Annotated in this window: 20 protein-coding genes and 2 pseudogenes; 17 read left to right on the forward strand and 5 right to left on the reverse strand. The window is 72.7% G+C overall.

Translation table 11 applies throughout. From position 1 onward, the window contains the following. Window positions 1–17 precede the first annotated feature (17 nt). The 8 genes and pseudogenes from SCWH03_RS00270 (at window position 18) to SCWH03_RS00305 (ending at window position 10276) form a co-directional block, all read left to right on the forward strand. Complete coding sequence (locus tag SCWH03_RS00270; RefSeq protein WP_173260379.1) at window positions 18–1370, forward strand: nitrate/nitrite transporter; 1353 nt, start codon at window positions 18–20, stop codon at window positions 1368–1370. 75 nt (window positions 1371–1445) lie between these two features. Beyond that, a complete protein-coding gene (locus tag SCWH03_RS00275; protein ID WP_173260380.1) occupies window positions 1446–2600 on the forward strand; it encodes a uroporphyrinogen-III synthase in 1155 nt (384 codons plus the stop codon). A gap of 260 nt (window positions 2601–2860) precedes the next feature. Further along, the gene (locus SCWH03_RS00280) at window positions 2861–3472 is read left to right on the forward strand and encodes a CGNR zinc finger domain-containing protein (RefSeq protein WP_173260382.1); all 612 of its coding nucleotides are present in this window, start codon (window positions 2861–2863) and stop codon (window positions 3470–3472) included. 184 nt (window positions 3473–3656) lie between these two features. Continuing rightward, a complete protein-coding gene (locus tag SCWH03_RS00285) occupies window positions 3657–4244 on the forward strand; it encodes a sigma-70 family RNA polymerase sigma factor (RefSeq protein ID WP_026165301.1) in 588 nt (195 codons plus the stop codon). Then, window positions 4241–5092 (forward strand): anti-sigma factor family protein, encoded by an 852-nt coding sequence (locus SCWH03_RS00290; protein ID WP_173260384.1) that lies wholly within the window; start codon window positions 4241–4243, stop codon window positions 5090–5092. Before SCWH03_RS00285 ends, SCWH03_RS00290 begins: the two co-directional genes overlap by 4 nt. Before the next feature lie 102 nt (window positions 5093–5194). Further along, window positions 5195–7474, forward strand: a pseudogene (locus SCWH03_RS00295) (HelD family protein); the annotation flags it as partial. A 689-nt stretch (window positions 7475–8163) separates the two neighbouring features. Continuing rightward, entirely contained in the window at window positions 8164–9597 is a 1434-nt protein-coding gene (locus SCWH03_RS00300) for an NAD-dependent malic enzyme (RefSeq protein WP_173260385.1), read from the forward strand. Window positions 9598–9994: 397 nt separating this feature from the next. Continuing rightward, on the forward strand, window positions 9995–10276 hold the full coding sequence (locus SCWH03_RS00305) for an HU family DNA-binding protein (protein WP_173260387.1): 282 nt from the start codon (window positions 9995–9997) through the stop codon (window positions 10274–10276). Between the two features lie 540 nt (window positions 10277–10816). On the opposite strand, the gene murA is transcribed toward SCWH03_RS00305, so the two are convergent. After that, window positions 10817–12157, reverse strand: a complete 1341-nt coding sequence (gene murA, locus SCWH03_RS00310; protein WP_173260389.1) for a UDP-N-acetylglucosamine 1-carboxyvinyltransferase — start codon at window positions 12155–12157, stop codon at window positions 10817–10819. A gap of 287 nt (window positions 12158–12444) precedes the next feature. On the opposite strand from murA, the gene SCWH03_RS00315 reads away from it, so the two are divergent. Then, window positions 12445–13005 (forward strand): YqgE/AlgH family protein, encoded by a 561-nt coding sequence (locus SCWH03_RS00315; protein WP_173260392.1) that lies wholly within the window; start codon window positions 12445–12447, stop codon window positions 13003–13005. 30 nt (window positions 13006–13035) lie between these two features. Next, window positions 13036–13338 carry a DUF3039 domain-containing protein gene (locus tag SCWH03_RS00320; RefSeq protein ID WP_173260394.1) on the forward strand — a complete coding sequence of 101 codons (303 nt, stop codon included), beginning with the start codon at window positions 13036–13038 and terminating at the stop codon, window positions 13336–13338. A gap of 533 nt (window positions 13339–13871) precedes the next feature. Here SCWH03_RS00320 and SCWH03_RS00325 read toward each other — a convergent pair. Next, window positions 13872–14492, reverse strand: a complete 621-nt coding sequence (locus SCWH03_RS00325; RefSeq protein ID WP_173260396.1) for a TetR/AcrR family transcriptional regulator — start codon at window positions 14490–14492, stop codon at window positions 13872–13874. Window positions 14493–14609: 117 nt separating this feature from the next. On the opposite strand from SCWH03_RS00325, the gene SCWH03_RS00330 reads away from it, so the two are divergent. The 5 genes from SCWH03_RS00330 (at window position 14610) to SCWH03_RS00350 (ending at window position 21692) form a co-directional block, all read left to right on the forward strand. Continuing rightward, window positions 14610–15281 (forward strand): DUF998 domain-containing protein, encoded by a 672-nt coding sequence (locus SCWH03_RS00330; RefSeq protein WP_173260398.1) that lies wholly within the window; start codon window positions 14610–14612, stop codon window positions 15279–15281. Window positions 15282–15362: 81 nt separating this feature from the next. Further along, window positions 15363–15575, forward strand: a complete 213-nt coding sequence (locus SCWH03_RS00335; RefSeq protein ID WP_173260400.1) for a DUF4287 domain-containing protein — start codon at window positions 15363–15365, stop codon at window positions 15573–15575. 551 nt (window positions 15576–16126) lie between these two features. Beyond that, window positions 16127–17005: an FAD binding domain-containing protein gene (locus SCWH03_RS00340; RefSeq protein ID WP_173260402.1), complete on the forward strand. Its 879-nt coding sequence runs from the start codon at window positions 16127–16129 to the stop codon at window positions 17003–17005. Continuing rightward, window positions 17002–19392, forward strand: a complete 2391-nt coding sequence (locus SCWH03_RS00345; RefSeq protein WP_173260404.1) for a 2Fe-2S iron-sulfur cluster-binding protein — start codon at window positions 17002–17004, stop codon at window positions 19390–19392. Before SCWH03_RS00340 ends, SCWH03_RS00345 begins: the two co-directional genes overlap by 4 nt. Beyond that, window positions 19389–21692, forward strand: a complete 2304-nt coding sequence (locus SCWH03_RS00350; RefSeq protein WP_173260408.1) for a xanthine dehydrogenase family protein molybdopterin-binding subunit — start codon at window positions 19389–19391, stop codon at window positions 21690–21692. The genes SCWH03_RS00345 and SCWH03_RS00350 overlap by 4 nt, the downstream gene beginning before the upstream one ends. Window positions 21693–21915: 223 nt before the next feature. Here SCWH03_RS00350 and SCWH03_RS00355 read toward each other — a convergent pair. Further along, window positions 21916–22317 (reverse strand): annotated as a pseudogene (locus SCWH03_RS00355) (GNAT family N-acetyltransferase); the annotation flags it as partial. Between SCWH03_RS00355 and SCWH03_RS00360 the strand changes: the two are divergent. Beyond that, window positions 22299–22658, forward strand: a complete 360-nt coding sequence (locus tag SCWH03_RS00360) for a methyltransferase domain-containing protein (protein ID WP_173260411.1) — start codon at window positions 22299–22301, stop codon at window positions 22656–22658. The pseudogene SCWH03_RS00355 and the gene SCWH03_RS00360 sit on opposite strands and share 19 nt — an antisense overlap. A 229-nt stretch (window positions 22659–22887) precedes the next feature. On the opposite strand, the gene SCWH03_RS00365 is transcribed toward SCWH03_RS00360, so the two are convergent. Together SCWH03_RS00365 and SCWH03_RS00370 are read right to left on the reverse strand one after the other, a co-directional pair. Beyond that, window positions 22888–23457 carry a peptide deformylase gene (locus tag SCWH03_RS00365; protein ID WP_173260421.1) on the reverse strand — a complete coding sequence of 190 codons (570 nt, stop codon included), beginning with the start codon at window positions 23455–23457 and terminating at the stop codon, window positions 22888–22890. Then, a complete protein-coding gene (locus tag SCWH03_RS00370; RefSeq protein ID WP_216854699.1) occupies window positions 23454–23771 on the reverse strand; it encodes a hypothetical protein in 318 nt (105 codons plus the stop codon). Before SCWH03_RS00370 ends, SCWH03_RS00365 begins: the two co-directional genes overlap by 4 nt. A 121-nt stretch (window positions 23772–23892) precedes the next feature. Here SCWH03_RS00370 and SCWH03_RS00375 point away from each other — a divergent pair, with 121 nt between their 5' ends. Further along, window positions 23893–24735, forward strand: coding sequence for a radical SAM/SPASM domain-containing protein (locus tag SCWH03_RS00375; protein WP_272491036.1), 843 nt, complete (start codon window positions 23893–23895; stop codon window positions 24733–24735). Window positions 24736–24741: the final 6 nt, after the last annotated feature.

Genomic DNA, 24741 nt, shown 5'->3' on the forward strand with positions numbered 1-24741 from the left:
AGCAGTGGAGGCACGCCATGGCCGGCAGGTGGATCGAGCGGTGGGACCCGGAGGACGAGACCTTCTGGAAGGAGGAGGGCGAGCGGATCGCCCGGCGGAACCTCTTCTTCTCCGTCCTGTCCGAGCACATCGGCTTCTCCGTCTGGTCGCTGTGGTCCGTGATGGTCCTGTTCATGGGGCCCGAGTACGGGGTCGACCCCGCCGGCAAGTTCTTCCTCATCGCGACCGCGACCCTGGTCGGGGCGCTGATCAGGGTGCCGTACACCTTCGCCGTCGCCCGCTTCGGCGGCCGGAACTGGACGGTCTTCAGCGCGCTGGCGCTGCTGCTGCCGACCGGGGCCGCGTTCGCGGTCATGGAACCGGGTACGTCGTACGGGACGTTCCTCGCGGTGGCCGCCCTGACCGGCGTCGGAGGCGGCAACTTCGCCTCCTCGATGACCAACGTCAACTCCTTCTTCCCGCTGCGGAAGAAGGGCTGGGCACTCGGACTGAACGCGGGCGGCGGCAACATCGGCGTCCCCGTGGTGCAGCTCGTCGGGCTGCTGGTCATCGGCCTTGCGGGGGCGGCCCAGCCCAGGATCGTGCTCGGCGTCTACATCCCGCTGATCGTGCTCTCCGCGCTGTGCGCGGCGCTGTTCATGGACAACCTCGCCCCCGTGCGGAACGACACCGGAGCCGCGAAGGAGGCGGCAGGCGACCCGCACACCTGGATCATGTCCTTCCTCTACATCGGGACGTTCGGCTCCTTCATCGGCTACAGCTTCGCCTTCGGCCTCGTACTCCAGACCCAGTTCGGGCGCACCCCGCTGCAGGCCGCGTCGCTCACCTTCGTCGGCCCGCTGCTCGGCTCCCTCGTCCGGCCCCTCGGCGGATCGCTCGCGGACCGCCTCGGCGGGGCCAGGATCACGCTGTGGACCTTCGCCGCGATGGCCGCGGCCACCGTCGCCGTCGTCCTCGCCTCCGTGTCCGGGTCGCTGCCGATGTTCCTGGCCGCCTTCATCGCCCTGTTCATCCTCACCGGGCTCGGCAACGGCTCCACGTACAAGATGATCCCCGGCATCTTCCGGGCCAAGGCGCTGGCCGGGGGCATGACGGGCGAGGCGGCCGAGGCGTACGGACGCCGGCTGTCCGGGGCGTCGATGGGGCTCATCGGCGCGGTGGGCGCGCTCGGCGGGCTCGCCATCAACCTGGCCTTCCGGCAGTCGTTCCTGGCCGCCGGGACGGGGACGGGGGCCTTCGTCGCCTTCCTCGTCTGCTACGGGGTGTGCTGCGCGGTCACCTGGGCGGTATACCTCCGCAAGCCCGCCCGCACCGTCGCCCCGGCCGCCACGACCGAGACGAAGCCGCAGTTCGGCTACGCCGAGGTGTGAGCGGCAGTGCCTCGTAACCACGGGGAAACGCGGCCGATCCGGGCCTGTCACGCACCTTTGCCAGGCTCGGCCGGCATGTACCAGGAACAGCACGGAGATTCCGCGGCCGCCCCGCTCGCGGGCTTCACGGTCGGAGTCACCGCGGCCCGGCGCGCGGACGAGCTCGGCGCGCTGCTGCGACGCCGCGGGGCGACGGTGTTCCACGCGCCCGCCCTGCGGATCGTTCCCCTCGCGGACGACGGCCGGCTGCTCGCCGCCACCAGGGAACTCATCGACGACGCACCCGAGGTGGTGGTCGCCACCACCGCCATCGGATTCCGGGGCTGGGTGGAGGCGGCCGACGGCTGGGGCTTCGGCGAGCAGCTGCTCTCCTGCCTGAGCGGAGTCGAACTCCTCGCCCGGGGGCCGAAGGTGAAGGGCGCGATCCGGGCGGTCGGCCTCACGGAGACGTGGTCGCCCACGTCCGAGTCGATGGCCGAGGTACTGGACCGGCTCCTCGCCGAGGGCGTCGCCGACCGCCGGGTGGCGCTGCAGCTCCACGGCGAGCCGCTGCCCGGGTTCGCGGAGGCGCTGCGGGCCGCGGGCGCCGAGGTCGTCGCCGTCCCCGTCTACCGGTGGATGCCGCCGGAGGATCTCGCCCCGCTGGACCGCCTGCTCGACGCGGCGGCGGGGCGGTCCTTGAACGCGCTGACGTTCACCAGCGCCCCGGCAGCGGCGTCGCTCTGCTCCCGTGCCGAAGACCGCGGGATGCTTCCGGAGCTGCTGGACGCACTCGCCCACGACGTGCTCCCGGCCTGTGTGGGACCGGTCACGGCCCTCGCCCTCCAGGCGCACGGCCTGGACACGGTGCAGCCCGACCGGTTCCGGCTGGGTCCGCTCGTCCAGCTGCTCTGCGTCGAACTGCCCGCCCGGGCACGGACCTTGCCGGTGGGCGGCCACCGGGTCGAGATCCGCGGCCACGCCGTCCTCGTCGACGGCACCGTCCGCCCAGTGCCGCCGGCCGGGATGTCGCTGCTCAACGCCCTGGCCCGGCGCCCGGGTTGGGTGGTCTCCCGCGCCGACCTGCTGCGTGCGCTGCCCGGCGCCGGGCGGGACGAGCATGCGGTGGAGACGGCCATGGCCCGTCTGCGCGCCGCACTCGGCGTCCCCCACCTCGTCCAGACCGTGGTGAAGCGGGGCTACCGCCTCGCCGTCGACCCGGCGGCCGACACCGCGTACGCGGACACCTGACGGGGCGCGGGCGCGCGGGTGCCGGTCCGGCGCAGGGCCGCGGGCGCGTGCCCGGAGGGCCGGGTCCCGGCGGGGCGGTATCCGAAGAGCCGCGCCCCGAGGCCCCGCACGCGGGACCGTGCCCGGGGGACCGTGTGTGAGCGGACCCGCCGGACCGCGCCCGGGTAACCGCGCCCGGCCGGACCGCGCCCGGGTAACCGCGCCCGGGGGAGTGCGCCCGGGGGGTTCACGGGGCGCGCCGGCCCGGGCACTCTGAATCCATGGGCATCGGCTCGAACGGCGGGCGGTTCGACTCCGGGCGCGTCTGCCTGGATCTCGTGGCGGCGCGGCCGGAGGGCCCCGAAGGGCTCGGCAGATGGCTCCTGGCGGCCGGTCTGGTGCCGCCGGGCACACCGCTGGGCGCGGTGACCGCCCGCTGGGTAGTGCCGTTCCGTGAACTCCGTGCCTGTGTGGGGGCTCTGGTGGACGCCCAGATCGACCGCCGTACGGGCGTGCCCGCACCGGGGCGGGGTGTGCCCGCACCGGAGCGCCATGGTGCTCCGGACGGCGCTCTGGCACGGCTCAACGCCTTCGCCGCCGCCGCCCCGCCCGCCGTGACCGCCGTGCGCGACGGCGACGGCGAACTCGTCCGGGGCCCGATCGCGCGCCCCGAGTGCGCCGCGCTGCTCGCCGCCGTCGCGCGCGACGCCGTGGACCTGCTCACCGACCCGGTGGCCCGCGCCCGGCTCCGTCGCTGCGAGGGCGAGGGCTGCCACCGTGTGTATCTGGACACATCCCGGGGACGGCGGCGCCGCTGGTGCTCGAGCGAGGTGTGCGGCAACCGGGAGCGGGTTGCCCGGCACCGGCGTCGTGCGGCCCTCCCGCAGACCTGAACTCCCGTCACTTTCGGCTGTTATCGGCCGGAATGCGGGCTGGGTCGAGGCCGTTCGCGGTACCCCGCCGAAGAATTCCGGAAGTTTTTCCTGCTCGCGTTGAGCGGCCGGCCGGACTCCTCCGTAGTGATGGAGGACAGAGAAGCAGTCAGACATCAAACGGGGTCTCGACCGGGAGGTTCAGGTGCGCAAGGATGCCGCCGTGGCCGATGACCGTTCAGGTAGGGCCCGGCATCGCGCCGACTCGTCGCGCACCAGCACATCCGTCCCTGACGAGGAGCTGATGCGCGTGCTGTATCAGGAGCACGCCGGACCCCTCCTCGCCTATGTGCTCCGCCTCGTGGCCGGCGACCGCCAGCGTGCCGAGGACGTGGTACAGGAAACGCTCATCCGTGCCTGGAAGAATGCCGGTCAGCTCAATCGGGCCACCGGCTCTGTCCGACCCTGGCTGGTGACGGTCGCACGGCGTATCGTCATCGACGGTCACCGCAGCCGGCAGGCCCGGCCGCAGGAGGTCGACCCGTCGCCGCTGGAGGTCATGCCCGCGGAGGACGAGATCGACAAGGCGTTGTGGCTGATGACGCTATCCGATGCGCTCGATGATTTGACCCCTGCTCACAGGGAAGTACTCGTCGAGACGTATTTCAAAGGGCGTACGGTCAATGAGGCGGCCGAGAAGCTCGGCATACCCAGCGGGACCGTGCGGTCCCGGGTGTTCTACGCACTGCGTTCCATGAAGCTCGCACTGGAGGAGAGGGGGGTCACGGCATGAACAGGCAGGACCAGTCCGGGCAGTTCGGACAGTCCGAAGAGGGGTCGGTCCACGAGACGGCCGGGGCGTATGTCCTCGGCATCCTCGACGAAGCTGAAGCCACCGCGTTCGAGGCGCATCTGGCCGGCTGCGACATCTGCGCCGCCCACCTCGAGGAGTTCGCGGGCATGGAGCCGATGCTGGCGATGCTCGCCGACGCCCCGGTGCGGCCGGGTGTGCCCCGGCAACCGGCTGCGCTGCCCTTCGACAGCAAGATCATGCAGCCTCCGGAGCGCGCCGCGGCCGTGGTGCCGACCGCGCCGAGTCCGCAACTGCTGGACCGGCTCGTGGACGAGGTCGCGGTGAAGCGCTCCCGGAAGCGCCGCCGCAGCCTGTACATGATCGCGGCGTCGGTCGTGCTCATCCTGGGCGGACCCGCCGTCGCGGTGGTCGTCACCCAGGACGACGCCACGGCGGGCAGCACCGGGGCGCCCCGGACGACCAGCGCCGCGGAGGACGTGTTCTTCGACGACCTGGCGGAGAAGATCGAGGCGACGAACGCGGCCACCGGGGTGTCCGCCACCGTCGGCCTGGAGGAGAAGGGCTGGGGCATCCACGCGGTCCTGGAACTCAAGAACGTCAAGGGCCCGCTGAAGTGCAGCCTGGTCGCCGTCCCCAAGAGCGGCGAGGAGGAGGTCATGACCTCCTGGTCCGTCCCGGAGCGCGGGTACGGCATCGCGGACAGCACGGACGAGGAGGCCAGGAAACCGCTGTACATCCACGGCGGCGCCGCCATGGAGCGCAACGAGATCGACCACTTCGAGGTGCGTACCCTCGACGGGCAGGTCCTGGTGGAGGTCGACGGCTGAGCCGACGACACCCGGAGCACGGCAGCGGACCTCCCGCCTGACATCACGGCCCCCTTCGCGTACGGTTGACGGCTGCCCAGTGCACGTCAGAAGGGGGCCACGGTGGCCGCGCAGGAAGCCGCTGTCGACTCGGTCCGGGACCGCGAGATCCTTGTCGAACAGGACCATCTGGACCAGGTGTACCGCCGACTCGAGGAGAAGATCCACGAGGCTGAGTTCCTCATGGACGACGCCGCCAAACGCGGCCAGGTCGGCACGCCCGGCGCGCTCGCCGAGCGGGACGCCCAGGTGTTCCGCGCCGGGATCCACCTCAACCGGCTCAACAGCGAGTTCGAGGACTTCCTCTTCGGCCGCATCGACCTGCTGCGCGGCAAGGACGGCAAGCGGGGGCCCGACGGGGCGTACACCTCGGTGGAGCCCGCCGAGGACGCCGTGCGGTCGGACGGGGCGGGGCAGCACGCCGACATCGCCGAGACGCTGCACATCGGCCGGATCGGCGTGCTCGACTCCGACTACGCGCCCCTGGTCGTCGACTGGCGTGCGCCCGCCGCCGCGCCCTTCTACCGCTCCACGCCGGTCGACCCCGGCCGGGTGGTGCGCCGCCGGGTCATCCGCTCCAAGGGCCGCCGGGTCCTCGGCGTCGAGGACGACCTGATGCGCCCCGAGCTGACCGCCCGCCTCGACGGCGCCGAACTGGCCGTCATCGGCGACGGCGCCCTGATGGCCGCGCTCGGCCAGGCCCGTACCCACACCATGCGGGACATCGTGTCCTCCATCCAGGCCGAGCAGGACCTGGTGATCAGGGCACCCGCGGCCTCGGTCACGGAGGTCTCCGGCGGCCCCGGCACCGGGAAGACGGCCGTCGCACTGCACCGGGCCGCGTATCTGCTCTACCAGGACCGGCGCCGGTACGCCGGCGGAATCCTCGTCGTCTCCCCGACCCCGCTGCTCGTCGCCTACACCGAGGGCGTCCTGCCCTCGCTGGGCGAGGAGGGGCAGGTCGCGATCCGGGCGGTGGGCTCCCTGGTCGACGGCACCGAGGCCACGGTGTACGACGATCCGGCGGTCGCCCGCGTCAAGGGCTCTCTGCGGATGGCGAAGGTGCTGCGCAGGGCGGCCCGGGGCGCCCTGGAAGCGGGCGGCCCCCCCGACCGGCTGCGGGTCGTCGCCTTCGGCCGCCGGCTGGAGCTGGAGGCCGAGGAACTCCGGCGCATCCGCCACAGCGTCCTCGGCGGCACCGCGCCCGTCAACCTGCTGCGGCCGCGCGCCCGCAGACTGCTCCTGGACGCCCTGTACGCCAAGTCGGGGGCGGCCGGACGGCACAGCGATCCGGAACTCGCCGCCGAGCTGCGGTCGTCCTTCGACGCCGATGTCAGTTCTGAGGACTCGTTCGCCGGCTTCCTGCACGCGTGGTGGCCCGAGCTGACACCACGTGGGGTGCTCGCCGCGATGGCCGACGAGCGGCGGCTGGGCCGCTGGTCGCGCCGCGTCCTGAACCCCGGCGAGGTGCGCAGGGTCGCCCGCAGTCTCAGACGCGACGGCCTGTCCGTGCACGATGTGGCGGTCCTCGACGAGTTGCAGGCGATCCTCGGCGCCGCCGCCCGCCCGAAGCGCAAGCGCGAGGTGGACCCGCTGGACCAGCTCACCGGGCTGGAGGAGCTGATGCCGCAGCGCGAGGAGTCCCCGCGCGAGCGCGCCGAGCGGCTCGCCGCGGAGCGCACCGAGTACGCCCATGTCATCGTCGACGAGGCCCAGGACCTCACGCCCATGCAGTGGCGGATGGTCGGCCGCCGCGGACGGCACGCCACCTGGACGATCGTGGGCGACCCCGCCCAGTCGTCCTGGTCGGACCCCGACGAGGCCGCCGAGGCACGCGACGAGGCCCTCGGCAGCCGTCCGCGCCGCCGCTTCGAGCTCACCGTGAACTACCGCAACCCCTCCGAGGTGGCCGAGCTCGCCGCCGGGGTGCTGGCGCTGGCCATGCCGGGGATGGTGGCACCCCGGGCCGTCCGTTCGACGGGTCTGCGGCCCCGGTTCGCGGTGGCCGGGGACGACCTGGAGCGGACGGTGCGGCAGGAGACCCGGCGCCTGCTGGACGAGGTCGGCGGCACCGTCGGCGTCGTCGTCGCGATGGACCGGCGCGGGGAGGCCGCCCGCTGGCTCGACGGGCTCGGCGGCCGTGCGGTCGCCCTCGGCTCGCTTGAGGCGAAGGGACTGGAGTACGACGCGACGGTGGTGGTGTCCCCCGCGGAGATCGCCGACGAGTCGCCGGCCGGTCTGCGGGTGCTGTACGTGGCGCTGACCCGCGCCACCCAGCGGCTCACGGTGGTCTCGGGCCGGCGCGACGAGCCCGACGCGGACGGGGTACCGGACCTGCTCAGGGGTGACGGGGTACCGGACCTGCTCAGGGGTGACGGGGTACCGGACCTGCTCAGGGGTGACGGGGTACCGGACCTGCCCGGTGGTGACGGGGTACCGGACCTGCCCGGTGGTGACGGAGTACCGGACCTGCCCGGGGCGGATGGGTTCCGGACCTGCTGAGGGTCGCGGACCCCCCGAGGGGGAAGGGACTCCGGTCCTGCTCAGGGCCGGCGGGCGCCGGACCTGCCGCGGGGGCCGAGGCGGCGGGCGGGCCGGGCCGGGCGGAGCGGGGCGTGGGGGCGGGGTGGGGAGGGCAGCCGGCAGAGGCGGTGCGCAGCCGGAAGGGCCGACTCGCCAAGGGGGAATCACCTTCCGGGACTGTTTGTTAGCCTGTGTACGGCACCGGCCCGATCCAAGCCCCCGGGCCCAACCTTCGTCCCTTCGAGGGACCACTTGCCGCGAGGCGAGCATGGCGGGTCGGTGTCACAGCGCGTGCGGAGGAGGTCCGCTTCACCACGGTGAGGCGGACCTCTTCGTCTGCCCGTTCCTCTGCTCATCCATGATTTCTCGTATGGTGGAAAGTATTTTCCGAGGTCAAAACGCACAGTATTACCTGCTACTGGCAGGTAGGTGCGACCATCGGATGGCCCCGCCCCGGTCCTCACCGGGCGGTGCGGCAACGAAGCTAGGGAAAGCAGAGGAACTCGGCCATGGCAACGGCGCCCAGCGTCTCGTACTCGATGACGGTCCGGCTGGAGGTGCCCGCGAGCGGAACCGCAGTCTCGCAGCTCACCACGGCGGTGGAGTCCTCCGGCGGCTCGGTCTCCGGTCTCGACGTCACGGCGTCCGGACATGAGAAGCTCCGGATCGACGTCACCATCGCGGCGACGTCCACCACGCACGCCGACGAGATCGTCGAGAAGCTGCGCACCATCGAGGGCGTCACCCTCGGCAAGGTGTCCGACCGGACCTTCCTCATGCACCTCGGCGGCAAGATCGAGATGCAGTCCAAGCACCCCATCCGCAACCGCGACGACCTCTCGATGGTCTACACCCCCGGTGTGGCGCGGGTCTGCATGGCGATCGCCGAGAACCCCGAGGACGCCCGCCGTCTCACCATCAAGCGCAACTCCGTCGCGGTCGTGACGGACGGCTCCGCGGTACTCGGCCTCGGCAACATCGGCCCGAAGGCCGCCCTGCCCGTCATGGAGGGCAAGGCTGCGCTGTTCAAGCGCTTCGCCGGCATCGACGCCTGGCCGATCTGCCTGGACACCCAGGACACCGACGCCATCGTCGAGATCGTCAGGGCCATCGCCCCCGGTTTCGCGGGTATCAACCTGGAGGACATCTCCGCCCCCCGCTGCTTCGAGATCGAGGCACGGCTGCGCGAGGCACTCGACATCCCCGTCTTCCACGACGACCAGCACGGCACCGCGATCGTCGTGCTCGCCGCGCTCACCAACGCACTGCGGGTGGTGGGCAAGGAGGTCGGGGATGTCCGGGTCGTCATGTCCGGCGCCGGCGCGGCCGGTACCGCCATCCTGAAACTCCTCATCGCCGCGGGCGTCAAGCACGCCGTCGTCGCCGACATCCACGGCGTCGTCCACGCCGGCCGCGAGGACCTCGTGGACGCCGTACCCGGATCGGCCCTGCGGTGGATCGCCGACAACACCAATCCCGAAGGCGTCACCGGCACACTGAGGGAGGCCGTGCGCGGCGCCGATGTGTTCATCGGGGTCTCCGCCCCGAACGTGCTCGGCCCCAAAGACGTCGCCGCGATGGCGGACGACGCGATCGTCTTCGCGCTGGCGAACCCCGACCCCGAGGTCGACCCGGCGATCGCCCGGCAGACCGCGGCCGTTGTGGCCACCGGCCGCAGCGACTTCCCGAACCAGATCAACAACGTGCTGGTCTTCCCCGGTGTCTTCCGCGGCCTCCTCGACGCGCAGTCGCGCACGGTCAACACGGAGATGATGCTGGCCGCGGCCACGGCGCTGGCGGACGTCGTCACCGAGGACGAGCTCAATCCGAACTACATCATCCCGTCCGTCTTCAACGACAAGGTCGCGGGCGCGGTCGCCGGGGCCGTCCGGGACGCGGCGCGGGCGGCGGGTGCGGTGGTGTCGGGCGCGGGCGAGGTCTGAGCCCGGCGGGTCGCGGGCGCGGTGTGGGCCGGGCATGGTGCGAGACCGGCGCGTCGCGGTTCGCGGGCCCGGAAGACCGCCCGTAGGGTGGCGGACCATGAGCCCGCGAAGGGCCGCGCGACCTCGGAGGACCCACCTCCGGCGGGCTTCCTCCGGCCGTTTCGGCTTCACGGAGTCCGCAGGGAGTCGACGGAACGTCACCGGAACAAGCCAGTGGCGCTTTTCGTGTGACTCCGGAGGGTGCCGGATTGGCTTTCCCGCCGCTGGTGGGGGCAGGATGCTCAATTGGGCGCGAGGGTCTGACAGCAGACCCGGGTCCGGGGAACTGTCCGAGGGCCCTGGCAGCATCGGCTTCGATCTCACGCCTCACAGGCAAGAAGAACACGGGAGTAAGAACATGAACCGCAGTGAGCTGGTGGCCGCGCTGGCCGACCGTGCCGAGGTGACCCGCAAGGACGCCGACGCTGTGCTGGCCGCCTTCGCCGAGGTCGTCGGCGAGATCGTCGCCAAGGGCGACGAGAAGGTCACCATCCCCGGTTTCCTGACCTTCGAGCGCACCCACCGTGCCGCTCGCACCGCCCGCAACCCGCAGACCGGCGACCCGATCCAGATCCCGGCCGGCTTCAGCGTGAAGGTCTCCGCGGGCTCCAAGCTCAAGGAAGCCGCGAAGGGCAAGTAGGCCCGGGAGGCGAGGGCGGCCACTTCCCTTCGGGGGTGGCCGCCCTCGTGCCGTCCCGGGGGGTGGAGGCCCGGCTCCGGTCTGCCGCGTCCGGACGCCGGCGGTCCGTGCTCCGGCGCACGGCGTCGGGGAGCTGACGTGGCCGCCGGACCCTCGGGCGGTCCGGCTCTCCGGGGCCCGGCCACCCCGTCCCGCCGGGCGTCCGCCCGGCCGCCCCGCGACCACCGGCGCTCGGCGCCCCTCCACCGCGCCCCGGCGCTGCCCCTCCACCGCCCCGGCGCCGGGCCGGCGACGCCCTGACGCCGCCCCGTGTCGGCCCGACGTCAGGCCGCTGCCGGTCCGGCGCACTCCGCTGGCGGGGCTCCCGGGTGTTCCCGTGCACCTTGTTGCCCGTGCACCGTGCGCCCGGTCCACCCGTGTGCCCCGTGTGCTCACGCGCCCCATGGGCTCTTTGCACCCGTGACCCGTTGTCAGGTCCCCGGGGGGCCGGCGGCCACGGCCGGATGACCGCGGCCGGACGACCATGTGCAGAGGCTGCGGTCAGACGACCGCGCCGCGTGGCAGCTCCACCTTGGCGCCGAGCTCCACGAGCTTCTCCATGAAGTTCTCGTAGCCGCGGTTGATCAGGTCGATCCCGTGCACCCGGGACGTCCCCTGCGCCGCCAGAGCCGCGATCAGATACGAGAAGCCGCCGCGCAGGTCGGGGATCACCAGATCCGCGCCCTGGAGCTTCGTCGGCCCGGACACGACGGCCGAGTGCAGGAAGTTGCGCTGGCCGAAGCGGCAGTCGGAGCCGCCGAGGCACTCCCGGTACAGCTGGATGTGGGCACCCATCTGGTTGAGTGCCGAGGTGAAGCCCAGCCGCGACTCGTACACCGTCTCGTGCACGATCGACAGGCCGGCCGCCTGCGTCAGCGCCACCACCAAGGGCTGCTGCCAGTCCGTCTGGAAGCCGGGGTGCACGTCCGTCTCCAGGGCGATCGCGTTGAGGGAGCCGCCAGGGTGCCAGAAGCGGATGCCCTCGTCGTCGATCTGGAAGGCGCCACCGACCTTGCGGTAGGTGTTCAGGAAGGTCATCATCGACCGCTGCTGCGCGCCGCGCACGTAGATGTTGCCCTCGGTCGCCAGCGCCGCCGATGCCCAGGAAGCCGCCTCCAGACGGTCCGGCAGCGCCCGGTGGGTGTAGCCGCCGAGGCGGTCGACGCCGGTGATCCGGATGGTCCGGTCGGTGTCCATGGAAATGATCGCGCCCATCTTCTGCAGGACGCAGATGAGGTCCTCGATCTCGGGCTCGACCGCCGCGTTCGACAGCTCGGTGACGCCCTCGGCCAGCACGGCCGTCAGCAGCACCTGCTCGGTGGAGCCGACCGACGGGTACGGCAGCCGGATCCTGCATCCGCGAAGCCGCTGCGGGGCCTCCAGGTACTGTCCGTCCGCCCGCTTCTCGATCTTCGCGCCGAACTGCCGCAGCACGTCGAAGTGGAAGTCGATGGGCCGGCCGCCGATGTCGCAGCCGCCCAGGCCCGGGATGAAGGCGTGCCCGAGCCGGTGCAGCAGCGGGCCGCAGAACAGGATCGGGATGCGCGAGGAACCGGCGTGGGCGTCGATGTCCGCGACGTTCGCGCTCTCGACATACGTCGGGTCGAGCACCAGTTCACCTGGCTCCTCGCCCGGCCGCACCGTCACACCGTGCAGCTGCAGCAGCCCTCTCACCACCCGCACGTCGCGGATGTCGGGCACATTGCGCAGCCTGCTCGGCTCGCTGCCGAGCAGCGCGGCGACCATGGCCTTCGGCACCAGGTTCTTGGCGCCGCGGACGCGGATCTCGCCCTCCAGCGGGGTTCCGCCGTGGACAAGCAGTACATCGTCTGTGCCGGTCATGAATCTCGCGTTCCGGAGGGTCCCCCCAGGGAGCCCCGGGGAGGAGGTCGGGCAGGGCCAGAGAAAAGGTTAAGGCCCTCCTACCCCCGTCCCGTAGGGCCAAGGGCACCCCTCGGGTGTAATGAATTCGGCACAATGCACTCTGTTCCGGCGTGCCTGCAGAGGGTCACCGTCCGCTTGTTCCGGCAGGCGCGCCCTCCCGCTGCAGCGGTGCGCCCTGAGCTGCGTCGGTCCGGACCGGGATGCCCGCTCCCCGTGGAGGGCGAAGATGCGGGATCATGTCTCCCATGACCGAGGTGTCCTCCCTCACAGGGCGGCTGCTCGTCGCCACTCCGGTCCTCGCGGACCCCAACTTCGACCGAGCGGTGGTGCTCCTGCTCGACCACGACGAGGAGGGATCGCTCGGTGTGGTCCTCAACCGGCCCACCCCCGTCGGCGTGGGCGACATCCTGGAGACCTGGGCCGGGCTGGCGGGCGAGCCCGGCGTGGTCTTCCAGGGCGGTCCCGTCTCCCTGGACTCGGCGCTCGGCCTGGCCGTGATCCCCGGCGACGAGGGCCCCCTCGGCTGGCGCCGGGTCCACGGGGCGATCGGCCTGGTCGACCTGGAGGCCCCGCCGGAACTGCTCGCCTCCTCCCTCGGCTCGCTGCGGATCTTCGCGGGGTACGCGGGCTGGGGCCCGGGCCAGCTGGAGGACGAGCTGGGCGAGGGCGCGTGGTACGTGGTGGAGTCCGAGCCCGGTGACGTGTCCTCCCCGCGGCCCGAGTCGCTGTGGCGGTCCGTGCTGCGCCGGCAGCGCAGCGAACTCGCGATGGTGGCCACCTATCCGGACGACCCTTCGCTGAACTGAATCCGCGCGGCTTGAGTACCCTTGGCAGCTATGAGCACTCTCGAGCCCGAGCGCGGGGCAGGTACGGGCACCCTCGTGGAACCGACACCCCAGGTGTCGCACGGCGACGGCGACCACGAGCGCTTCGCCCACTACGTCCAGAAGGACAAGATCATGGCGAGCGCCCTTGACGGCACTCCCGTGGTGGCACTGTGCGGCAAGGTCTGGGTGCCGGGACGCGACCCGAAGAAGTACCCGGTGTGCCCGATGTGCAAGGAGATCTACGAGTCCATGGGCCCCGGCGGGGACAAGGACAAGGGCGGCAAGGACAAGGGCGGCAAGGACAAGAAGTAACCCGGCGGCGGGTCCCCCGGTCCCGGACTTGCCTTCCGGTTCGGGGGCGGCCCCACCCGGAAGGGTGGATTCCGGTGCTTGGCCCGGTGCCGGAGCCGGTGCTGGAGTCGGTGCCGGAGTCGGTCTGATCAGGCCGTGAGCAGTTCGTGCAGACGCCCGGTCGGGGGTTCCCCCGCCGGGCGTTTCACGTGGCAGGCCGCTGAGTGCGGCCGCGGCGGCGGCGCCGTGCCCGCGGGTGCGGCCCGGCCACCGGGCCTTGGCAGGTCCCGCGGCGCGGTTCTCCCCGGTGCCGGGCGCGGACCGCCCGGCGGGTCGCCCCGTCGCTCAGCGGCCGCCGGGCGGCCGGCGGATCAGGGCGGAGGGCCGGTTGACCGCGGTCCGCGGCGACGTGGTTCGCGGCGACGTGGTTCGCGGCGACGTGGTTCGCGGTCCGCGGCGATGTGGTGCTCGGGTGCTCGAGCGCTCGGGTGGTCGCAGGGTGAGGGTGCGTCGGGACCGGTGTGCGGCCGGCCGCAGGCGGTGAGCGGGGGCGGTCAGCGGTAGGCGGCGAGGAACGCCCGCACGCCGGCCGTGGCGTAGTGGTCGAGCTCGGCCTCGGTGTACTGGGGGCTTCCGTAGAACATGGCCTTGTTCACGGGGATCCACAGCAGCAGGCCGGAGAAGTGGTGTGCGGCCAGCAGCGGTTGGTCGATGCGGAGCAGTCCGCGCCCGGCGAGGTGCTCGAAGGTGGCCGCGAGGGTGGCCAGGACCCGCTCGAAGCCCTGCTCGTACCAGTCGGCGCCGAGTTCGGGGAAGGTGTCCGCGTTGGCGATGACCAGGCGCCGCAGTCGAAGTACCCGGGGGTGGGTGAGCGCGGCCAGGAACTGGCGGGCGAGACGGGTCAGGTCCTCTTCCAGGGTGTCGGCGTCGGCCGGGAAGCGGGCCACCAGATCGACCATGCCGTCGACCCGGTCGGTGGTGGCCAGGATGATCTCCGCGAACAGTTTCTCCTTGTCGGAGAAGTGCTTGTAGACGGTCTGCTTGGACACCGCGGCCAGTCTCGCGATGTCGTCCATGCTGGTGCCGGAGTAGCCGCTGCTCAGAAAGGCGCTGGTCGCGGCTTCCAGGATCGCCTGACGCTTCAGCGCCGACCGGCCGTGCCCGCTTGTTTCCACGCCGCCTCCCAAGTCCGGTACTGGACAGTCCAGTTCACGTGTGGGTACTGTACCGTCCAGTTCCGCTCAGTACCACACCGTCCAGTTCCGTAGGGGTTCCGTCGAGGAGGACATCGCATGACCCGGACCATCAGCGCCCCGAGCGCAGGGTGTGCCCCGGCCCGGCCCCCGGCCCGGTCCCTGCTGGCGGGCGCTGCCGCGGCCGGCCCGCTCTTCCTGGGTGCCGGTCTGATGCAGGGCCTCACCCGCGACGGTTTCGACTTCACCCGCAACGCCCTCAGCCAGCTCAGCCTCGGCGACCTCGGATGGATCCAGGTCGCCGCCTTCCTGCTCACGGGCGTCCTGCTGCTCGCCGGAGCGGCCGGGACGGGCCGGGCGCTGCGCGATACGCCCGGCGGCACCTGGGCTCCGCGGCTGATCGGCGTGTTCGGCGGATCCTTCCTGCTCGCCGGGGTGTTCACCGCCGACCCGGGTGCCGGATTCCCTGCCGGTGCCCCCGAGGCCCGCGCCGTCTCCCCGAGCGTGCACGGCGCCGTCCACATGTTCAGCGGCATGGTGGGCTACCTCGCGCTCTGTGCCGCTTTTCTCGTACTCGCCCGGCACTTCGCCGCCCAGGGCCGCCGCGGCTGGGCCGTCGCCTCCCGGATCGCGCCCGCGGCGGTCCTCGCCGGCTTCGCCGGCTCGTCCGTAGGTGTCCTGGCCTTCACCGTGGGAGCCGGGCTCGGCCTCCTCTGGCTCACCGCGGTCACCGCCCGGCTGATGGCGGCGGCGCCGCCGGCGGGCCGGTAGCAACCCCCCCTTCCCGCCTGCCGCTTGGGCAGGGCGGCACTCCGGAACCACCGACTGCGAACGGATGGGAACACGTCAGGCATGACCGAACAACCGAAGGGCCCGGCCAGCTACTTCCCCTCGATCGAGCGGAAGTACGGCCGCCCGATAGCCGAGTGGAAGGCCCTGATCCGCTCCTCGCCCCTGATCCGTCACGGGGAACTCGTCTCCTGGCTCAAGGCCGAGCACGGACTGGGCCACGGCCACGCCAACGCGCTCGTCGCGCACACCCTCGCCGAAGACGGCCGAAAATAGCGGCGCTTGACCCCGAGCGGGGCGCGGCCTCTCGCGTGATCATCGCGGGAGGCCGCGACGTGCGTGCGGCCCCGGTCGGCCGGCCGCGATCGTCCACCCCTGCGCCCCACCCCTGCGCCCCACCCCTGCGCCCCACCCCCGCTCGACCCGGGCGACCCGGGCCCCCGGCCTTGACAGGCGTTACCCGCCCCGGCCCGCTGTCGTGGCACCGAGGTGAGCGGGTGTGCTCGGACGCCCGATCGAGGGGGCACCCCCAAACGTGTGAGCACTGCCCCAACGGGCTGTTGCCGATCCGGCTCCCTGGGACCGTGAACACCCGTGGGAAATAGTCGTACAAGGAATGCCTTCGACCGGTAAACCGCCTGTGACGGCAATGTCGCGCCATTTCGAGCATTTCGCTTGTCCCGGGAGGTCCGGTGCGGATGCGTCCTTCGTGGACCTCGGCGCCGGACCGCCCGGAAGATGTGCCAGAGTTGCCACGTCCGGCCTGTGAGCACGTACGGTACGGCAACACAAACGGACAGCCGGGACACCGGGAAGGGGCAGCTGGGTTGACCACGCACGCACCGCACGCGGCGCAGTCCGTGACGCTGCCGGCCTCGCTCGACGAGGCCGTGGCGGCACTCACCGCCATGCCCGCCGCCGTGCCGGTCGCCGGGGGCACGGACCTGATGGCGGCCGTCAACAAGGGCCGGCTCAGGCCCGCGGGCCTCGTCGGTCTCGGCCGTATCAACGAGATCCGGGGCTGGCAGTACCAGGACGGCCACGCCCTCCTCGGTGCCGGACTCACCCACTCCCGCATGGGCCGGCCCGACTTCGCCGCGCTGATCCCGGCGCTCGCCGCCGCCGCCCGGGCCGCCGGACCTCCGCAGATCCGCAACGCGGGCACCCTCGGGGGCAACATCGTCACCGCCGCCCCCACCGGGGACACCCTGCCGGTGCTGGCCGCCCTGGAGGCGGACCTGGTGATCGCGGGACCGGGCGGGACGATCCGCGAGGTCCCCGTCTCCCATCTGCTCGCCGGCCGCGAACTGCTCGGCCCCGCCGAACTCGTCGGCTTCGTACGGGTACCCCTCCTGCACGCCCCGCAGGTGTTCCTGAAGGCCACCGGGCGCACCGGCCCCGGTCGGGCGACGGCGTCCGTCGCCGTCGTCCTCGACCCGGCGCGACGCGGAGTGCGCTGCGCTGTCGGCGCTATCGCCCCGATGCCGCTGCGCCCGCTGGAGGCGGAGCGCTGGATCGGCTCGCTGATCGACTGGGACGGTGAGCGCGGACTCGCCCCCGAGGCGCTGGCGGCCTTCGGCGAGTACGTGGCGGCCGCCTGCATCCCGGACCAGGAGGGCGAGGAGCAACCGCCGCCCGCGGTCCTGCACCTGCGGCGCGTGGTCGCCGCGCTGGCTCGACGAGCGCTGGGGAGGGCACTGTCGTGAGCTCCGAGGAGAAAGAGTCCCGGGATACGGCCCCGCACGGCGGCGCCTGGCGACCCGTCCCGCAGGGCGGCGAGTACGACGCGGAGGCCACGGCGTTCGTCCGGCTGCCGTCCGACGGCCCGCTCGATGCGCCGCTCGCCGCCCCGGGCCACGGCTATGTGCCTCCGCAGATCCCGCCTGCGGCACAGGAGGGGCAGGCGCCGGGCTGGACCGCTCCGGAGCGGGCGCCGGGCTCGTCGCACCCCTGGGCGGCTACGGGGGCCGGGCAGCGGCAGAGCGCCCACGACCGGAGCGCCCACGGCCAGAGCCCCTACGGGCAGAACCCCTACGCGTCTGATGCCGGGCAGCGGCCCTATGCCGGGCCTGCCGCACCCGGTCCCGGCCCCGGTCTCGGTCTCGGTCTCGGTCCCCAGGGTGGCGGGGACCCTTGGGGCGGCGGGGACTCCTGGGACGGCGAACACCGCGGCGCCTACGGTCCGCACGATGCGTACGGGGCCCCGGATCCCCACGGGACGTCGCGGGGTGCCGAGGAGCCGGACGGTGGCCCTGACCCGTACGGCGCTTCGCGGGATGCCCGGGAGCCGCTCGGCGACGGGGCGCCGCACACCGGGCACGAGGCGCACCCCGCTCCCGGTCGCCTCGGAGGCGACTCCCCGGTCGGCGGCCAGGGCGCGGACGGCGGCGGCGATCTCCGCGAGCCCCGCCGTGGCGCTGCGGGCGGCCACGATCCGCACGCCACGGGGCAGTGGACGTTCGCTGAAGCCGACGAGCCGTCGCCCGGCTCCGCCGGGTCTGCGGCGGCGGGAGACCTGACCGGCCACTGGACCATTCCCGTCGCGGACGGGGACCTCCCGGACGAGTCGGGCGAGTTCTCGGCGTCCGCCCTGGCGCAGTGGAGCGGCCGTACTCCGCCGGCCACCCTGCCCGGTGGTGCCCCCGCTCCGTGGGCCACGACGTCCGACGGCGGCACTCCGGCAGGGGGAGGTGCGCCGGCCTCCGGCACGCCGGCGGCGGGAGCCGGCTACCCCGCCACCCTGCCCGGCGGTGCCCCTGCTCCCTGGGCGACCGGGGGGTATCCCGCCGAGGACGAGCCGGCCGGATCCGCCGCCCCGCGCCCCGAACCGCCCACCGAAGCCGGGCCCGGCCCGCACGGCGAGGGCATGCACCCCGGCTCCGGGGACGAGGCGTCCGCAACCGCAACCGCGACCGCAGCCGACCCGGACCAGAGCGGGGCGTTTCCCCTCGATCCGGTCGAAGCAGGCCGTCCGCAGGCCGGTTACCCGGACGCCGGTCCTATGGAGCCCGGTTACCCGGACGCCGGTCACGCGGGGGCCGATCACGTGGAGGCCGGTCGTGTCGCAGCGGACCCGAACGAGCCCGACCGTCCGGAAGCGGACCCTGCCGAGCCCGGCCACACGGGGACCGCCCCTACCGCGAGCGCGGATGCCGGCGGCACCGGGGATGCCCGGGGCACCGGCGGCACCGGGGATGCCCGGGATACCGGGGATACCGGGGATACCGGGGATGCCCGGGACACCGGAAACACCGGGGAAACAGGGGACACCCGGGACTTCGCAGACGACGCGGCCCCGGGTGCCGCGGGTGCCGCTGAAGCGGGGGGAGCCGACGAGGCCCGGCAGGGTCCACCGGACCCAGTCCCCCAGGACCCGGCGGACACGCCCCCGGCCGAGGAGGCGGCGGCCTCTGAGATGTCCGGGGCCGACGCGGAGGGCGCCGAGTCCGCCACCACAGCGACGGCGACGGCGACGGCGAACGACGAACACCCGCACAGTTCGTACGTCCTGCGCGTGAACGGAGCCGACCGGCCCGTCAGCGACGCGTGGATCGGCGAGTCGCTGCTCTATGTGCTGCGTGAGCGCCTCGGCCTCGCCGGTGCCAAGGACGGCTGCTCGCAGGGTGAGTGCGGCGCCTGCAACGTCCAGGTCGACGGCCGGCTCGTGGCCTCCTGCCTGGTGCCCGCGGCGACCGCGGCAGGTTGCGAGGTCCGTACCGTCGAGGGTCTGGCCGCCGGCGGCGAGCCCTCCGACGTGCAGCGCGCCCTCGCCGCGTGCGGAGCCGTCCAGTGCGGATTCTGCATCCCGGGCATGGCCATGACCGTGCACGACCTGCTGGAGGGCAACCACGCCCCCACGGAACTCGAAACCCGCCGGGCCCTCTCCGGCAACCTCTGCCGCTGCTCCGGCTACCGGGGAGTCCTCGACGCCGTGCGCGAGGTGGCCGCCGAACGCGCGGCGAGTGCCGCCGCGGCCGCCGAAGCCGGCGACGGGAGCCGTGAAGCGGCCCAGGACGCGGCCCGCATCCCGCGCCAGGCGCCCCCCGGCGCCGGTAGTGTGCAGCCCCACCCGCATGACGGAGGCATGGTGTGAGCAACGACGCGGCCATCGCAGCCCCCGCGGTCGGCGGTCCGGAGCAGGCCCCGCCCGCTCACGGCCTCGGCGCCGCCCTCCCGCAGGCGGACGTCCGTGCCAAGACCGAGGGCACCTTCCCCTACGCCTCGGACCTGTGGGCCGAGGGGCTGCTCTGGGCCGCGATCCTGCGCTCCCCGCACCCCCACGCCCGGATCACCGCCGTCGACACCTCCGCCGCCGCCGGGATGCCCGGCGTACGGGCCGTCGTCACCCATGCCGACGTACCAGGCGACGCCGCCTACGGACGCGGGGTCGCCGACCGGCCCGTCTTCGCCTCCGACATCGTCCGCCACCACGGGGAGGCCATCGCCGCGGTCGCCGCCGACCATCCCGACACCGCCCGGCTCGCCGCCGCGGCGATCACCGTCGAGTACGAGGTCCTCGAACCGGTCACCGACCCCGAGAAGGCCTTCGCCGCCGAGCCGCTGCACCCCGACGGCAACCTCATCCGCCACATCCCGCTGAGCTACGGCGACCCCGAGGCCGGCGGAGAGGTCGTCGTCGAAGGGCTCTACCGCATCGGCCGCCAGGACCCGGCCCCCATCGGCGCCGAGGCCGGCCTCGCCGTGCCGCGCCCCGACGGCGGGGTCGAGCTGTACACCGCCTCCACCGACCCGCACACCGACCGCGACCTCGCCGCCGCCTGCTTCGGCCTGGACAGCGAGCGCGTGAAGGTCGTGGTGACGGGCGTGCCCGGCGCGACCGGCGACCGTGAGGACCCGGGCTTCCAGATCCCGCTGGGGCTGCTCGCCCTGCGTACCGGCTGCCCGGTCAAGCTCGCCGCCACCCGCGAGGAGTCCTTCCTCGGCCACGCCCACCGCCACCCGACACTGCTCCGCTACCGCCACCACGCGAGCGCCGAGGGCAGGCTGCTGAAGGTGGAGGCGCAGATCCTGCTGGACGCCGGCGCGTATGCGGACTCCTCGTCGGAGTCCCTCGCCGCCGCCGTCGCCTTCGCCTGCGGGCCGTACGTGGTGCCGCACGCCTTCGTCGAGGGCTGGGCCGTGCGCACCAACAACCCGCCCTCCGGCCATATGCGCGGAGAGGGCGCGCTCCAGGTCTGCGCCGCCTACGAGGCGCAGATGGACAAACTGGCGGCCAAGCTGGGTCTGGACCCGGCGGAGGTCCGCCTCCGCAACGTCCTCGCCACCGGCGACATCCTCCCCACCGGGCAGACCGTCACCTGCCCGGCCCCGGTGGCCGAACTGCTGCGGGCCGTACGCGATGTCCCCCTCCCGCCGCTGCCCAAGGACACCCCCGAGGCCGCCTGGCTGCTGCCCGGCGGACCCGAGGGCGCGGGCGAGCCCGGCGCGGTGCGGCGGGGGGTCGGCTACGCCCTGGGCATGGTCCATATGCTCGGGGCGGAGGGGACCGACGAGGTGTCCACGGCCACGGTGAAGGTCCAGGACGGTGCGGCCACGGTCATCTGCGCGGCCGTCGAGACCGGGCAGGGCTTCTCCACCCTCGCCCGGCAGATCGTGCAGGAGACGCTCGGCATCGAGGAGGTGCGGGTCGCCCCCGTCGACACCGACCAGCCTCCGGCCGGACCCGCCGCCCACGGGCGGCACACCTGGGTCTCCGGCGGCGCGGTCGAGCGTGCGGCGAAGATGGTCCGTACGCAGCTGCTGCAGCCGCTGGCCCACCAGTTCGGCATGTCCACCGAACTGCTGCAGATCACCGACGGAAAGATCACCTCGTACGACGGCGTGCTGTCCACCACGGTCACCGAGGCCATGGACGGCAAGGAGCTCTGGGCCACCGCGCAGTGCCGCCCGCATCCCACCGAACCCCTCGACGACCACGGCCAGGGAGACGCCTTCGTCGGTCTCGCCTTCTGCGCGATCCGCGCGGTCGTCGATGTCGACATCGAACTCGGCTCCGTGCGCGTCGTGGAGATGGCCGTCGCCCAGGACGTGGGGCGCGTGCTGAACCCCGCCCAGCTCGCCACCCGGATCGAGGCGGGCGTCACCCAGGGCATCGGCGCCGCGCTCACCGAGAACCTCCGCACGGCCCGGGGGCTGGTCCGCCATCCCGACCTGACCGGCTACGCCCTGCCGACGGCCCTCGACGCGCCCGACATCCGCATCGTCAGACTCGTCGAGGAGCGTGATGTGGTCGCCCCCTTCGGCGCGAAGGCGGCCAGCGCCGTCCCGGTCGTCACCTCCCCGGCCGCCGTTGCCGCCGCCGTCCGCGCGGCCACCGGCCGCCCGGTCAACCGCCTCCCGATCCGGCCGCAGGCGGCGGTGGCCACGCCGTAGCGGCGGCGCGTCCCGGGCGGCGCACCGGACGCGACAGCCGTTTGACGGAGACCGACCCCGGCCGGCCGCGTCAGTTGGTGAGGGAGCGATGTGGAGGCGTTCCGGGGACACCGGGCCGCACAGCCGCACGCCGTGGAGGGCGCTGATCAGCCCGCCGGTGGCCTCCCGCACGGTGGGCATCTGCGTGACGAGCAGGGCAATGCGGTCATGCCACGCGACACCATCACCCGTCGGTGGTTGACACCCTGCTCAGCGCGGGCGAAAGGGAGCGGAGCATCACCGCATAGACGGGAGAGTCGGGGAACGGCTGCCGCTCGCCGACCTTGCGGTACTGCCAGGACTCGTACAGGGCTTGCACGCGCGGATGGGTGGTGTCGACCAGCAGCACGGCGAGCGCCTCCTCCCGGCTGGCGAGGAGCGCCTCGTGCAGTTGCTCTGCTGCGCCGGTCTTGCGCCACCTGGGCCGCACCATCAACTCGGACAGCGAGAACGTCGACGGGTTCTCGGGCTCTTCGGTCACGTGTTCTCGCCACCACTCGCTGCCAGCCGTCGCGGGGGCGCCGTAGGCGAAGCCAGCGGGCTCGCTCCCGTCCCAGCCGATGAGGCATGAGAAGCCGGGGTTCCCGCTACAACCACCCGAGGCTGCGCTACCGCGAGCACGACTTCAACGCCGGCGCGATCCCCAACGACTTCGCCCCGGAAAGCGTGGACATCGTCGTGTGCCGCCTGGTGATGGCCTTCCTCGATCGGGCCCGGTTCCTGTCCGACGTGCGCCGACGGCGCCGCCCTGACGGCGTGCTGTACGTCATGACGCCCATCTACGAGAAGCAGCCCGACCACGCGCACCGCGGTGTGCGCGAGGAAGCGATCGCGAGACTCGGCGACGGCTGGGCGGAGTCCACCCGCTGCGACCTGTGCGACGACGGATGCGTGACCGCCGTCGTCCTGCGCGGCCCACAGGGCTGATGAGCTCCGTCCCGCGCCTTCGAGCGGGGGCGGCGTACCACCGCAAGAGCACGTTCACCCGTCTGAGAAGGAGTTGGCCATGACCGCTGTCGTGACCGAGAAGACCGTTCAGCCGTCCACTGCGGAGGCCGTGGAGGACCCGTTCGCGCTCGGCCTGACCGTCATCGTCGACTTTGGCGGCCTTCAGGCATGAAAGGCAAGTCCTCTGCGCTGCCCAGAGGAAGGGCGGTCAGGCGCCCTCGTACACCCAGGCCCGGCCGGTCTGCCGGTACTGCTCCACGGGGATGGGGTCGACGCCAGTCCTCATGCGGGCGGTGTAGAGCAGGCCGTCGAGGTGGTCGATCTCGTGGTGGATGAGGCGGGCGAGGCCCCGCTCGTACACGGTGGCGACGGTCTCGCCGGTCAGGGCCGTGGTCTTGACGGTGATCTTCAGGGGGCGGGGTACGAGGCCGCGGACATCGAAGAAGCTCAGGCAGCCCTCGTACTGTTCGTCCATCTCGTCGCAGCGTTCGGTGATCTTCGGGTTGAGCAGGATAATGGCCGGTGCGTCGCCGGGCGGCTGGACGGCGGCGGCGGCACGGCCGATGCCGATCTGCGGGGCGGCGATGCCCATGCCCTTGGCGAAGGGGTGGACTTGACCGATCCGCTCCACGGCGGCGAACAGCTCGTCGATGATGCGCTCGGCCTCGTCGCGCTCGGCGGGCAGGTCGAAGGCGCGGGATGGTTCGGCGAGGATGCCGGCGCCGTGCTGGACGACTCCGAGGCCTCGCATCCGCTGGCTGGGCCGCAAGTGAATCACCTGAACTCCCCTTGATCCGTGTTGCGCTCGGGCCGTGCCCTGAACCGCCACTCAAGACGGTACCGAGCGTGCAGAGCGGGTGTGGCCGTGATCCACGTGAATTGCCGTAGGTCACCGTCGTCGCTGCGAACGGGCGGGGTCCGCAGCGGGGAAGCTTCAGCGGTCATCGAGGTCTCGGTGCCCCAGACCACCGGGTCGAGGTCGGCGGGGAAGGCGAGCTGGACTTCGAGCTGTTCGGTGGGCAGACGGACGGCACGCTGGAACCATTTGCCCCACTTGTCGTCACTGACGGTGTAGGCGTACTCGATCCACACGGACTCGCCGGGATAGAGCGGGAAACGGCCGTGTTCGTTGTCGAACAGCAGCCAGATTTCCTTGAAGGCGTCGCGGTCGTGCTAGGCCTGCCAGCGCATCGCCTCGCCCCGGCAGGTCGCCGTGAGGTCGTCCGGCCCGCATGGCAGCCATGGCACCATGCGCCGCGAGGACTGGTTCACGCTCTTGGACCAGGCCGCCGCGCTCGGCGTCACCATGGTTCAGTACATCGGCGGCGAACCCACCCTTCACCCCCACCTGCCGCAGCTCATCGACCACGCGCTGAACCTCGGTCTGCGCGTGGAGGTGTTCTCCAACCTCGTGCACATACGTCCCTCGATGTGGCGTGCCTTCGACCGGCCCGGGGTGAGCCTGGCCACCTCGTACTACAGCGACAACGCGGCCGAACACGAGAAGATCACCGGAGGGCGCGGGTCCTACGCCCGCACCCGCGCGAACATCGCCGAAGCGGTCCGCCGCGGTATCCCGCTGCGCGCCTCGCTCGTGCACGTCCTTGACGGGCAGGCCGTCGACGGCGCCCGCGCGGAGCTGCGGCAGCTCGGCGTCACCGGGGAAATCCGCCTCGACCGGGTGCGCGCCATCGGCAACGGAGACACAGCGGGCGTCACCTTCCACGACCCGGCCGAACTGTGCGGGCGGTGCGGCGGCGACCGCGCCGCCATCGACCCCGACGGCGTAGTGACCCCGTGTGTCATGTCACGGTGGCTGACGGGCGGGTCGGTCCGGACACAGAGCCTCGCCGAGATCCTGAACGGGGCCGAGTGGGCCGACCGTATGGCGGTCATCCCCCGCCGGAGGGCCGGGGGCACCTGTGTCCCGGACTCGTGCACCCCGAAAGAGGACTCATGCCAGCCCTCCCCGGGGGTGGTGACGGCGTGCAATCCCGACAAGGACGGTTCAGACTGCTCGCCGGCGGAAACCCCAGCCTGTAACCCCAAGTACTGAAAGCGG

Source organism: Streptomyces pacificus (genome assembly GCF_011766325.1).
Taxonomy (GTDB): Bacteria; Actinomycetota; Actinomycetes; order Streptomycetales; family Streptomycetaceae; genus Streptomyces; species Streptomyces pacificus.